11 protein-coding genes are annotated in these 12,847 nt (G+C 38.8%); 3 read left to right on the top strand and 8 right to left on the bottom strand.

What is annotated here, in order from left to right; all coding sequences use genetic code 11:
- Positions 1 to 143: 143 nt before the first annotated feature.
- The gene (locus E0E02_RS06735) at positions 144 to 2,051 is read right to left on the bottom strand and encodes a sucrose-specific PTS transporter subunit IIBC (RefSeq protein ID WP_133018197.1); all 1,908 of its coding nucleotides are present in this window, start codon (positions 2,049 to 2,051) and stop codon (positions 144 to 146) included.
- A 200-nt stretch (positions 2,052 to 2,251) separates the two neighbouring features.
- Between E0E02_RS06735 and E0E02_RS06730 the strand changes: the two genes are divergently transcribed.
- Together E0E02_RS06730 and E0E02_RS06725 are read left to right on the top strand one after the other, a co-directional pair.
- Positions 2,252 to 3,691 carry a sucrose-6-phosphate hydrolase gene (locus E0E02_RS06730; protein WP_133018196.1) on the top strand — a complete coding sequence of 480 codons (1,440 nt, stop codon included), beginning with the start codon at positions 2,252 to 2,254 and terminating at the stop codon, positions 3,689 to 3,691.
- Position 3,692: 1 nt separating this feature from the next.
- A complete protein-coding gene (locus E0E02_RS06725) occupies positions 3,693 to 4,655 on the top strand; it encodes a LacI family DNA-binding transcriptional regulator (RefSeq protein WP_133018195.1) in 963 nt (320 codons plus the stop codon).
- 80 nt (positions 4,656 to 4,735) lie between these two features.
- On the opposite strand, the gene nusB is transcribed toward E0E02_RS06725, so the two are convergent.
- The 3 genes from nusB to efp all read right to left on the bottom strand — a co-directional run bounded on the left by nusB (position 4,736) and on the right by efp (position 6,186).
- On the bottom strand, positions 4,736 to 5,164 hold the full coding sequence (gene nusB / locus E0E02_RS06720) for a transcription antitermination factor NusB (protein WP_074868468.1): 429 nt from the start codon (positions 5,162 to 5,164) through the stop codon (positions 4,736 to 4,738).
- Positions 5,157 to 5,546, bottom strand: coding sequence for an Asp23/Gls24 family envelope stress response protein (locus tag E0E02_RS06715; RefSeq protein WP_014335250.1), 390 nt, complete (start codon positions 5,544 to 5,546; stop codon positions 5,157 to 5,159). Before E0E02_RS06715 ends, nusB begins: the two co-directional genes overlap by 8 nt.
- A gap of 79 nt (positions 5,547 to 5,625) precedes the next feature.
- Positions 5,626 to 6,186 carry an elongation factor P gene (efp, locus tag E0E02_RS06710; RefSeq protein ID WP_074560860.1) on the bottom strand — a complete coding sequence of 187 codons (561 nt, stop codon included), beginning with the start codon at positions 6,184 to 6,186 and terminating at the stop codon, positions 5,626 to 5,628.
- 183 nt (positions 6,187 to 6,369) lie between these two features.
- Here efp and E0E02_RS06705 point away from each other — a divergent pair, with 183 nt between their 5' ends.
- Positions 6,370 to 6,684 carry a hypothetical protein gene (locus tag E0E02_RS06705; protein ID WP_133018194.1) on the top strand — a complete coding sequence of 105 codons (315 nt, stop codon included), beginning with the start codon at positions 6,370 to 6,372 and terminating at the stop codon, positions 6,682 to 6,684.
- Positions 6,685 to 6,722: 38 nt separating this feature from the next.
- On the opposite strand, the gene E0E02_RS06700 is transcribed toward E0E02_RS06705, so the two are convergent.
- The 4 genes from E0E02_RS06700 to uvrA all read right to left on the bottom strand — a co-directional run bounded on the left by E0E02_RS06700 (position 6,723) and on the right by uvrA (position 12,600).
- Positions 6,723 to 7,187 (bottom strand): deaminase, encoded by a 465-nt coding sequence (locus E0E02_RS06700; protein ID WP_006531991.1) that lies wholly within the window; start codon positions 7,185 to 7,187, stop codon positions 6,723 to 6,725.
- 30 nt (positions 7,188 to 7,217) lie between these two features.
- Positions 7,218 to 8,279 carry a Xaa-Pro peptidase family protein gene (locus E0E02_RS06695; RefSeq protein ID WP_133018193.1) on the bottom strand — a complete coding sequence of 354 codons (1,062 nt, stop codon included), beginning with the start codon at positions 8,277 to 8,279 and terminating at the stop codon, positions 7,218 to 7,220.
- 134 nt (positions 8,280 to 8,413) lie between these two features.
- The gene (locus tag E0E02_RS06690; RefSeq protein ID WP_133018192.1) at positions 8,414 to 9,670 is read right to left on the bottom strand and encodes an MATE family efflux transporter; all 1,257 of its coding nucleotides are present in this window, start codon (positions 9,668 to 9,670) and stop codon (positions 8,414 to 8,416) included.
- 104 nt (positions 9,671 to 9,774) lie between these two features.
- A complete protein-coding gene (gene uvrA / locus E0E02_RS06685; RefSeq protein WP_133018191.1) occupies positions 9,775 to 12,600 on the bottom strand; it encodes an excinuclease ABC subunit UvrA in 2,826 nt (941 codons plus the stop codon).
- Positions 12,601 to 12,847 lie beyond the last annotated feature (247 nt).

The following is a 12,847-nucleotide window of genomic DNA, read 5'->3' as shown; positions in this document are numbered from 1 at the left end:
TTTAATTGCTAGTTTTCTATCAAATATTATACAAAAAAACAAAAGATATATCAAGTACAAAAGTGTCAGAAACCCTATTGTATCAATATTTAACTCCATATAAAAAGAGGTTCTTTCGAACCTCTTAAATTATAGATATATACTTATTTAAGATCTAGCAATGCAGCACCTTCAGCAAGTTCATCTTGAGCAACTGGTGTTACTTCTTGGTAGTCAGCTGTGTTTGTCACGATAATCATTGTTGTATCATCAAGACCTGCTTCTGCAATAGCTGCGCGGTCAAATGTTCCAAGAACATCACCTTTTTTAACTTTTTGGTTAGCAGCAACTTTTTGGTTAAATCCTTTACCAGCCATTGAGACAGTATCAATACCGATGTGGATAAGGATTTCAGCACCATTGTCAGATTTCAAACCATAAGCATGACCTGTTTCAAAGGCAAGTTGAACAGTACCATCAACTGGTGAGTAAACTGTGTCACCGTTTGGTTTAATAGCGATACCTTTACCCATAGCACCTGATGAGAAGACTGGGTCATTAACTGCAGAAAGTTCAACAGCTTGGCCTGAAAGTGGGCTTACAACTGTTTCTTCAGAAACACCAGCTTGAGAAAGTGCAGTAACTTCTTCAGCTACTTCTTTTGCTTCTTTAGCAGCTTTAACGTCTTTTGTATCATCTTCGTAACCGAACATGTAAGTCAATACAAAGGCAAGAGCTGTAGTTGCAAGAACCATGATGACATATTTAAGAACTTGACCATTCAAGTAAAGAAGAGTACCAGGGATAATTGTAATACCAAAACCAGTACCAGCAAGGTTGAAGATTGAAGCCAACCAACCACCACAAGCACCAGCCGCAAGACCTAATACAAATGGTTTACCAAAACGTAAGTTTACACCGAAGATAGCTGGTTCAGTGATACCAAGTCCTGCAGAAAGAGCAGCTGGGAAAGCAAGAGCTTTAAGTTTAGCATCTTTTGTTTTAACACCAACAGCAAGAGTTGCACCAGCTTGGGCAGTCATTGCAGCTGTGATGATAGCGTTGAATGGGTCTTTACCATCAGCAGCAATCAATTGTGATTCAAGCAAGTTGAAGATGTGGTGAACACCTGTAACCACGATAACTTGGTGAATACCACCAAGAATAAGACCAGAAAGACCAAATGGCAAGCTAAGCAAGAATTTAGTTCCTGCAAGAACATAGTTTTCAACAGTATGGAAAACTGGACCAATGACAAAGAGTGCCAAGATTGACATTACCAAGAATGTCAAGAATGGAACCAACAAGAGGTCAAGCACATCTGGAATTTTTTTGTGCAACCATTTTTCAAGTTTCGCACCAAGCAAACCTACGAAGAATGCTGGAAGAACTGAGTTTTGGTAACCAACAACTGGAATGAATCCAAAGAAGTTAATTGGTTCTGCAGCTTTTGAGGCAACATCCCAAGCATTTGGAAGTGAATTGTTAACCATCATAAGTCCAAGAACAAGACCTACGATTGGGCTTCCACCAAATACGTTAAATGCAGACCAGCAAATCAAAGCTGGGAAGAATGCAAAGGCTGTATCTGTTAATACAACAGTGTATGTGTAGAAGTTTGTAGATGAGAATGCTTCAGAAGTTGTTCCGAAGAGTCCTAGGATTGTATCATTGTTGATAGCTCCGCGGATACCCATGAAAAGACCAGTCGCTACGATAGCTGGAAGCAATGGAACAAATACGTCACCGAATGAACGGACAGCGCGTTGGAACCAATTCCCTTGTTTAGCAGCTTCTGCTTTTTGTTCATCTTTTGAAGCTGTTGGCAAACCAAGAGCAACAACTTCATCATACATTTTGTTAACTAGACCAGTACCAAAGATAATTTGGTATTGTCCTGAGTTGAAGAAAGCTCCTTGAACTTTGTCAAGATTTTCAATTTTGTCTTTGTCGATTTTTGCTTCATCAACAACCATAACACGTAAACGTGTGGCACAGTGAGCAACACTGCGTACGTTTTCGCGGCCACCTAAAGCAGCAACAATCTCTTTTGCAATCTGTGCGTTATCCATTTGCAAAAACTCCTTTATATAAAATTACTTTTGTAAGCTTGTTTGTAAGCGTTTCACTTAACTACATTTACATTTTATCATAAAAACGCTTTATGTCAAGCGTTTATCATATTTTTTTCTTTTTGCGGGAAAATAATTGATTTTTAGGCAGAAAACGTTTACTATATTAATAGTAGATAGATAAACTAAAGGAGAAAATTATGAATTTACCTCAAGAAGTACGATACCGTGCTTACGCTGATTGGAGCGAGGAAGAGGTGGCTAAAATCACTGAAAATGTGAAAAAATCACCTTGGCATACCAGCTACCACATCGAGCCTAAAACTGGACTATTAAATGACCCTAACGGTTTCTCATACTTTAACGGCAAATATACATTGTTCTATCAAAATTGGCCTTTTGGCGCTGCTCACGGCCTAAAACAATGGGTTCACACTGAATCTGAAGACTTGGTTCATTTCCATGAAACTAATGTAGAACTTCGCCCTGACACTAAAAACGATAGCCACGGAGCTTACTCTGGTTCTGCCTATGAAATCAATGACAAACTCTTCTTGTTCTATACAGGAAATGTTCGTGACGAAAACTGGGTACGTGACCCACTTCAAATCGGTGCTTGGATGGATAAAGACCACAAGATCACTAAAATGGATGACGTTCTTATCCGCCAACCTGAAGATGCCACAGAGCACTTCCGTGACCCTCAAATTTTCAATTATAAAGGTCAATTCTACGCTATCGTAGGTGCTCAAAGCCCTGAAAAATCAGGCTTTGTTAAACTTTATAAAGCAGTTGATAACAATGTTGAAAACTGGGAAGAAGTTGGCAACCTCGACTTCGGCGGTACTGGTTCAGAGTACATGATTGAATGTCCAAACCTTGTTTTTGTTGATGATAAACCAGTTCTTCTTTACTGCCCACAAGGCCTTGATAAATCTGAACTTGATTACCGCAACATTTATCCAAATACTTATAAAGTATGTCAATCGTTTGACACAGAACATGCAAAATTAGTTGGCGCTTCAGACATTCAAAACCTTGACTATGGTTTTGAAGCCTATGCTACTCAAGGATTCAATGCCCCTGACGGGCGCACATTAGTTGTCAGCTGGATTGGACTTCCTGATGTTGATTACCCAACAGATAAATACGATTACCAAGGTGCTTTAAGTCTTGTTAAAGAACTTTCTATTAAAGATGGTAAACTTTACCAATACCCAGTTGAAGCAATCACTTCACTTCGTGCTGACTCTGAAGCATTTGCTAATAAATCTGAGACAACTAATACTTATGAATTAGAATTAAATTTCCCTGCAAATCAAAAAACTGAAATCCTTCTCTTTGCTGATGACAAAGGCAATGGACTCAGCTTGACGGTCGATACTAAAGACGGTAAAATTATTCTTGACCGCAGTAAAGCTGGTGTTCAATACGCTACAGAATTTGGCACAAGCCGCGAATGCACAATCGATGCAAAAGAAACAAGTGCTAATATTTTTGTAGATAATTCAGTCGTTGAAATCTTTATCAATAAAGGAGAAAAAGTATTTACTAGCCGTGTCTTCCCAGAAGCTGGCCAAAACGGCATCGCTATTAAATCTGGAGACGTTACTGGTACATACTTTGATTTGAAGTACTAATATGGTAGCAAAATTAACTGACGTTGCTGAACTTGCTGGGGTTAGCCCAACAACCGTTTCACGCGTTATCAACAACAAAGGTTATTTGTCAGAAAAGACAAAACAAAAAGTCCAAGAAGCCATGAGAACATTAGGCTATAAGCCTAATAACCTCGCTCGTGGACTCCAAGGAAAATCAGCCCAACTCATCGGACTTATCTTTCCTAATATTAGCAATATCTTTTATTCTGAACTGATTGAATATCTTGAAATCGAACTATTCAAACATGGTTATAAAACGATTATCTGCAACAGTGAAAATGACCCTGCCAAGGAACGTGAATACATCGAGATGCTTGAAGCTAACCAAGTTGACGGTATCATTTCATCAAGTCACAACCTTGGTATCGATGATTACGAACGCGTCAGTGCACCTATTATTGCTTTTGATAGAAACCTGGCCCCAAATGTTCCTATCATTGCTTCAGATAACTTTGAAGGAGGTAAGCTAGCTGCTCATACCCTTCAAAAAAATGGTTGCGAAAATATCATTATGATTACCGGACACGATAACACTGATTCTCCAACCGAATTACGTGCCCTTGGTTTTACATTTCAAATTCCTCACGGTGAAGTTTTCAAAGTTCCTAACAACTTATCCACAATTCGCCGTGAAATGGAAATCAAATCCATCATCGCACGAACTAGACCTGATGGTATCTTTGTTTCCGATGATTTAACAGCCATTTTAACCATGAAAATTGCTAAACAATTAGATTTAAAAATCCCTGAAGATTTGAAAATTATCGGGTACGATGGTACGTCATTTATTGAGAACTTCTTCCCACAATTGACAACCATCCGTCAACCAATCGATGAAATCGCTAGTCTACTTGTGGATATTCTCCTAAAACGCATCAAAGGCGAAAAGACAAGCAAAGACTATATCCTACCAATTTCACTTCTTCCTGGTAGCAGTATCTAATAAACACAAAAGCACAGACATTTATGTCTGTGCTTTTTAGGTACAAAAAAGAGAGATGACAAGCATCTCTCTTTCATTTATTATTCAGTAACAAACTGACTCAACAATCCATTGACGAATTTTGCTGATGTTTCGTCTGAATACTTTTTAGCAATTTCAATGATTTCATTAACCGCTACACGTCCAGGTGTTTCTTCGAAGTATTTCACTTCGTAAAGCCCTAAACGAAGTAAAGCTTTGTCAGTTAGTGTTAAACGCTCTAGTGACCAGCCTGATTTTAAGTGTGCTTCGATTTGTTGATCAAGTTCTGATTGCAAATCACAAACACCTTTAACAAGATTTAGAAGAAATACTGGAACTTGAACTTCTTCGTCTTCTTCGATAGTCTTATCATAAGTGTAAGCAAATTCAGCTGCTTGCAAATATTCTCCACCAAATTCGAGGCTAAAGAGTGCCTGGAAGGCACGCTCACGAAGGTCACGTCTTGAATTTGTAAAGTTATTAGTCATCCAAGAAATCCTCGTCAAACAATGCTTTCAAATCAGGTTTTGGTGTTTTTTCAGGAACGATTCCTTCAACGTGAATGTTGACAGATGAAATAGTCACTTCTGCCATTTCGTAAACTGCAGCTTTAACAGCTTTTTGAATAGCCATTGAAACAGCAGGAACGTTGACACCGTATTGAAGATATACATAGATATCAGCGTTAACTGTACCATCTTCTTCTGTTTGAAGGTAAACACCTTTACCTAAAACTGTTTTGCTGAAAGTATCAGTCATGGCTTTGTTACGAAGTGAGTGAACGCCATCAACTTTTGTTGCAGCAATACCTGTGATAACTTCTAGTACTCGTGGTGAAATAACAATATCACCGATATTTTCAGTTGTCATAAGCATTTCCTTTCTAATTAAATTTAAGGATTAAAAAGTAAAGAGAGCGGTGCCCTCTCTACCCGCTCTACTGGCAAGCTTAGGCACGTGATACGTAAGTACCTTCTTGCGTATTGATTACCAATTTTTGACCGATTTCGATAAAGTCTGGTACGTTAACAACAAGACCTGTTTCAAGAGTTGCAGGTTTACCAGAACCAGTAACTGTAGCACCTTTGATTGATGGTTGAGTATCAGTAACTGTCAATTCAACAGTTGTAGGAACAGTCACACCGATAACTTCAGTTCCGTAGAATTGGATTTTAACTTCTGAGTTTTCAAGAATGTAAAGCAATTCTTGTTCTACGTTAGCAACTGGAATTTCATATTGTTCGTAGCTTTCAGTATCCATGAAGTATGCTGTGTCATCCATTTTGTAAAGGTATTGTGCAGCACGTGTTTCGATGATTGCTTGTTCGAATTTTTCTTCTGGACGGTAAGTTGTATCGAATGTTGAACCAGTACGTACGTCACGAAGTTTCATACGCATAACTGTGTTACCTTTACCTGGTTTGTGGTGGCTTGCTTCGAGAACTTTGATGAGTTTTCCATCAGATGTTACGAAAGTCATACCTGCTCTAAGCTTACTTGCTTCAATCATTTATTCATTACCTCTTATAAATTATTTATCACTTCATTTTACCATAAAATACGCTATGGCTCAAATCTTTTTGGGTTTCAAAAGAATAACCCTCTCCTACTATTTTAGACTTCATTGTTAAAAAAATCCAATTTTGATACAATAAAACTCTAGAAATTTATTAAAAAGGGAGATTTACTGAATATGAAAGTGAAACTTGAGAGTTCAGAGGGAGAGATTAAAGAAGTTAAAGTTGGTTTCAGCTGGACAACGCTATTCTTTTATTGCTTTGTGCCACTTTTTCGTAAAGATTGGAAATGGCTTGGCATTATGCTTGGAGCAATGATTTTAGGGGGAATGCTCTCACTAAGCCTTAATGTTGATACTAGCATCGGCCTTGGCTTAAACATTGCTTTTGCTATTTTATACAACAACTTTTACATCAATGATTTGTTAAAAAAAGGTTGGACGCCAGCTTCCGAAATTGACGAAAAAATTCTAAAAGATAAATTGAACTAAAAAGACTAAAAGAGCACTTCTTTTGAGTGCTCTTTTTATTAGTCATCAAAATCATCCATGCCAAGTCTCACTTCTGGGACATCGTGCTGAACGCATTCGACACCTTTTTGTTTCATCAATTCGATAGCAAATGGATGCATGCGGTAAGCTGTTTTGTAAGTAATCTTCTTAATCCCTGCCTGAAGAAGCGCTTTGGTACAGTTGATACACGGAAAATGTGTCACATAAATCTCTGTACCTTTGGTTGAAATGCCTTCCTTAGCACACTGGATAAGGGCATTCATTTCTGCGTGAACGGTACGGATACAATGACCGTCTTCCATTTTGTGTCCTGCTTCGCTACAGTTATCAGTTTCAGAAACGCCACCATTGTAACCAGTGGCGATGATACGATTATCTTTAACTAAAACAGCTCCAACAAAGGCACGATCACAAGTTGAGCGTTTTGAAATCAACTCCGCATTTGCCATAAAATAATCTTCCCAAGAAAGTCTTTCAGTCATTGTATTCCTCCTTTTCTAAACGCTTAGTTATTACAAGACAATCAATTCTTTCGGTGCCAAGGTCAGAACCTCACACCCATTTTCAGTAACCACAAGGTCATCTTCGATACGGACACCGTATTTGTTATCAAGGTATATGCCTGGTTCATCGGTGATGGTCATGCCGACTTCAACCAATTCATCAGAATTTCCAAAGAATGGGATTTCGTGAATATCAAGTCCAATTCCATGACCAATTCCGTGTGTGAAGTGCTCACCATAACCAGCTTTTTCAATCACATCACGCGCTAGCTTATCGTAATCACGGCGTGTCATGCCAGCTTTGACCGAATCAATCACAGCTTGATTAGCACGTAAAACCACATCATAAATCTCACGCTCTTCGTCAGTCGTCTCACCGATATGGATGGTACGCGTCATGTCGCTGACGTAATGATTGTAGTAGCAACCAAAATCAAGGGTCAAGGTTTCGCCTGACTGGATAACTTTCTCACTGGCTACGCCGTGAGGCATGGCAGAGCGGTAACCTGATGCTGCAATGGTTTCAAAAGATACCCCAGAAGCTCCGTATTCACGCATACGAAAATCAAGGAAGTTTGCTACTTGCAATTCTGTTGTTTGCCCAGGTTTGATGAAATCAAGCATGTCTGTGAAGGCACGGTCAGAAATCGAGCAAGCTTTTCGGATAGTCGCAATTTCAGAAGCATCTTTAATCATGCGCAATTCTTCCATGAAATCACTCTGTGCTCGCAAATCATAGTGCTCAAAAATTGCCTGCAAAGTTTGGTAATAAGCAAATGACACCTGACTATCAAAACCAATCGTCGAAATCGCATCAGATGCAATCACCTTAGCTATTTCAGAAAGTGCATCTCTGCTTTCGATGATATCAAACCCTTGAACCATTTGCTTAGCAATCAAAGTGTAGCGAGCATCCGTCACAAACAAACGACGTGTTTTAGAAATAAAAACAGTTGCTGCTGTCCCCCAAAAACCTGTCAAATAATAAATATTATTTTGACCAGTCACCAACATGGCATCCAGCTCTTTTTCATCTAACTTAGCATCAAATCTTTCCAGTCTGGCTAACATGAACCTCTCCCTCTCTCGTTTTTTAAGATAATTATACCAGAAAATCCTTGAAACAATCGCCTTTTTCACGTTTTTTCACAAAATACTTAGCTGGTAAATCAATTTTATCGTAAAAAAAGAACCATCAGGTTCTTTTAAGTTATTGAATTTGCTTTTTTGATGAACAAAATACTTAGAATAACTAGGCTTAAGCCGTAAATAAAATAAAGCGATTGGTAGCTTTGAAGACCCAGAATTTGAATGATTAGTAAAACAGCGATGCTTAGCAGATTGACCACAGTCGTCATACTGACCACCCATTTTTCAGCATGACAACTTTGCAAAAGCATTTTTGAACTTTCGTAAAGTGGTGTGGCTGCCATGACTAGCATAGTAAATGCCGTAAGCGCAATGATATTTGTATTGATTTGACTTGATAAGAATTCAGCAAAGATATTAGCACAAAGCGTCACTATCACAGCAAATCCAAAACTCATTAGATAACTATTTCGATAAATTACGCGCATAAATGACTTATTTTCATGCTTTTGACTAGCCTGCGGCAAAAAGACAGAAACCGCACCAGCATACATATAAGCAGGCAAACGAACTATTGAAAAGAGCTGACTAATCACTGCATAGATAGAAAGTATTTTTAGGCCTTGACGTCCCATCAAAGCATCAAAAGCCATGATAAAAAGGACACTTTCTAAAATTTCTTGAATGGTTAAAGGAATCCCAAAAAGAATTAACTCTTTTTTACAAGTTGACTGAGATTTCAAAGCCTCAAAAATCACATCATGAACTAAATAAAAATAAGCCAAAACCACTAAAAACAAAGAAGTTATAGCAGAAATCGCTGCGCCCTTCACTCCAAAAATTGGAACCAAATAGTAATTCATCACCACATCAAGCAGCGAGCTAACAAGCCCAATCCAAAAAATCGGCTTGGTTTTCTTTTCAACTTTTAAAACATTTGTCAACAAAAATGTTAACAAGGTCAGAAGAATATACGGTGACATAATAACGAGATAAAGCGTTGATAAGTCAAGCAATTCTCCTGAAAATCCATAAAATAAACGTAAAAAGGAATTTCCAAAAACTACACAGATGACTAAAAAACTAGCACCTATCACCACATCAAGTAAGAAAGAGGACTTAAACAAATCTTTAAAACGCTTCTTGTCATTTTCCGCAAAAGCACGCGCCCCTTTGATATTAAAAGACAAGCTAAAAGCCCCTAAAATCCCACCAAAGGCAAACAAGAAATTTTGAATCACAGATATTCCAGAAAGTGCCACGCTTGAGTCATTAACCGCAAAATGCAGTGACAATTGATTAATCAAAAGCTGTGCAATATTGGTCGCAATCAATGGAAAAACATAGCGATTAACTTCTTTTGAATAAGACATAAATCCTCCAATAAATCTCAACAGCAGCAAAACTGCGCTATTTCCCTATAATTGGCTACATTATAGCACAAAACCCAGGCAAGATAACTTACCTGGGTGATTTTTTATTTCAATTTATCTTTTAAATATTGTCCTGTGTAAGATTCTTTGACTTTGGCGACTTCCTCTGGTGTGCCTGTAGCGATGATTTGTCCACCGCCGACACCACCTTCTGGTCCAAGGTCGATAATGTGGTCAGCCGTCTTAATCACATCAAGATTGTGTTCAATGACAAGCACAGTATTTCCATCATCCACGAAACGTTGAAGGACTTTAAGCAGACGAGCAATGTCATCTGTGTGAAGACCTGTCGTTGGTTCATCAAGGATATAAAGGCTCTTACCAGTTGAGCGTTTGTGAAGTTCACTAGCCAATTTCATACGCTGTGCTTCACCACCAGAAAGGGTTGTTGCTGGTTGTCCAAGTGTGACATAACCAAGTCCAACGTCTTTGATAGTTTGCAATTTGCGTGCGATTTTAGGGATTGGTGCAAAGAATTCAACCGCATCGTTGACTGTCATATCAAGGATTTCAGCGATATTTTTGTCTTTGTAATGAACTTCAAGCGTTTCACTGTTATAACGTGTGCCATGACAAACTTCACAAGGTACATACACATCTGGCAAGAAGTGCATTTCAATCTTGATAATACCATCACCAGAACAAGCCTCACAACGTCCGCCTTTGACGTTAAATGAGAAACGTCCTTTTTTGTAACCACGAATCTTAGCTTCATTGGTCTTAGCAAAAAGGTCACGAATGTCATCAAAGACACCTGTATAAGTTGCAGGATTTGAACGTGGAGTACGACCGATTGGACTTTGGTCAATATCAATCAAGCGTTCAATGTTTTCAATACCTTCAAGTGCTTTGTGCTTACCAGGTTTAGCAGAATTGCGATTTAATTTTTGAGCAACAGCTTTTTTCAAAATACTATTGACCAAGGTTGATTTTCCAGAACCTGAAACACCTGTTACTGCGATGAATTTTCCAAGTGGGAAAGTCACGTCAATATTTTGCAAGTTGTTTTCGCAAGCACCAAGAACACGTAGGAAACGTCCATTACCTTTACGACGTTCTAGTGGCACAGGAATTTCTTTTGCACCTGACAAATATTGCCCTGTGATTGATTTTTTATTCTTAGCAACTTCTTCTGGTGTTCCTGAAGCGACGATTTGCCCACCAAATTCACCAGCTCCTGGTCCGACATCAATCAACCAATCAGCTTGACGCATAGTGTCTTCGTCGTGTTCAACGACAATTAAGGTATTTCCGAGATCGCGCATTTTCTTCAAACTATCAATCAAACGGTCATTATCACGTTGATGAAGACCAATCGACGGTTCATCAAGGATATAAAGGACACCAGACAAGTTTGAACCAATTTGTGTCGCCAAGCGAATACGTTGGCTTTCACCACCAGACAAAGTCCCCGCAGAACGTGACAAAGTCAAATAATTCAATCCCACGTTATTTAAGAAAGTCAAACGATCTTTGATTTCCTTAACGATTGGTGTGGCAATCGTTTTTTCATTTTCAGAGAGTTCTAGATGATTCAAGAGTTCCAAGTGGTCAGCAACTGACAAATCAGACACTTGCCCAATATTCAAACCATTTTCACCACCCACACGAACGCAGAGCGCTTGATTATTCAAACGGTAACCATGACAAGTTGGGCATGGCAATTCATTCATGTAACCGCGCATGACATTGCGGGTAAAATCACTATTTGTCTCATGGTAACGACGATTGATATTGTTAACAACACCCTCAAAAGGAAGATCAATATTGCGTTCGCCACCAAAATCATTGACATAATGGAAGTGGAATTCACGCTCACCAGAACCGTAAAGCACAAGATTTTGCTCTTCATCGCTCAAGTCTTCAAAAGGTGTATCCATATCAACACCAAAAGCTTCCATAGCTTGCTCAAGCATAGCAGGATAGTAGTTTGATGAGATTGGATTCCATGGTGCTAGCGCTCCTTCACGAAGCGTTTTACTGCGGTCAGGAATCACCAAATCCAAGTCAACTTCTAGTTTATTTCCTAAGCCATCACAGGTTGGACATGAGCCAAACGGCGCATTAAACGAGAACAAGCGTGGTTCCAATTCAGGAACGGTAAATCCACAAACCGGACACGAATAATGTTCTGAGAAAAGCAATTCATTTCCATCCATAGTGTCGATGATAACATAGCCATCAGCCAAACGAAGCGCAGCTTCTACAGAATCAAAAAGACGTGAACGAATGCCCTCTTTATTAATCAAACGGTCCACGACAATCTCGATGTTGTGCATTTTACTCTTAGACAACTCAGGAACTTCTGAAATATCAAAAATGTCACCATCCACGCGCACACGTACATAACCATCTTTTTGAATGCGATCAAAAATCGTCTTGTGTTGACCTTTTTTGCGACGTACAACAGGCGCTAAAATTTGCATTCTTGTGCGCTCAGGCAATTCCAATACCTTATCAACAATCTGTTCAACAGATGATGCCGTAATAGCACCGTGCCCATTAATACAGTAAGGCGTCCCCACACGAGCGTACAAAAGGCGCAGATAATCATTGATTTCTGTCGTTGTTCCTACAGTAGAGCGCGGGTTTTTACTTGTTGTTTTTTGGTCAATAGAAATCGCTGGGCTAAGCCCTTCAATCGAATCCACATCTGGTTTTTCCATATTACCAAGAAACATGCGGGCATAAGCAGACAAGCTTTCAACGTAACGACGTTGCCCTTCTGCGTAAATCGTATCAAATGCCAAACTTGATTTTCCTGAACCAGACAAACCAGTCACAACGACCAACTTATCCCGAGGAATTTCAACATTGACATTTTTTAAATTGTGGGCACGAGCCCCACGAATAATCAATTTATCTTGCATAATCTATGAGATAAGCTAAGTTTGACACTAGGCCACGCTTAGCTTTCCATCCTTTCTTTGCGAGTACATTTTCTTCTTATTTTATTATAACAAATTTTCTACTTTTCTCTGTCCCCAAAAACTGCTAATTGTAGTATAATAGACTAGTATGTAGAATTTTGTCTAAAAAGAGATTATTTTACAACTTAAAAAAATCATTGAACAAGAACTAAAGACGGCACTATCGCTGGTGGTCCTAACTAGTTAT

The organism is Streptococcus sp. KCJ4932, assembly GCF_004352745.1.
GTDB lineage: Bacteria > Bacillota > Bacilli > Lactobacillales > Streptococcaceae > Streptococcus > Streptococcus ruminicola.
This window is presented reverse-complemented; position numbering and strand designations above follow the sequence as displayed.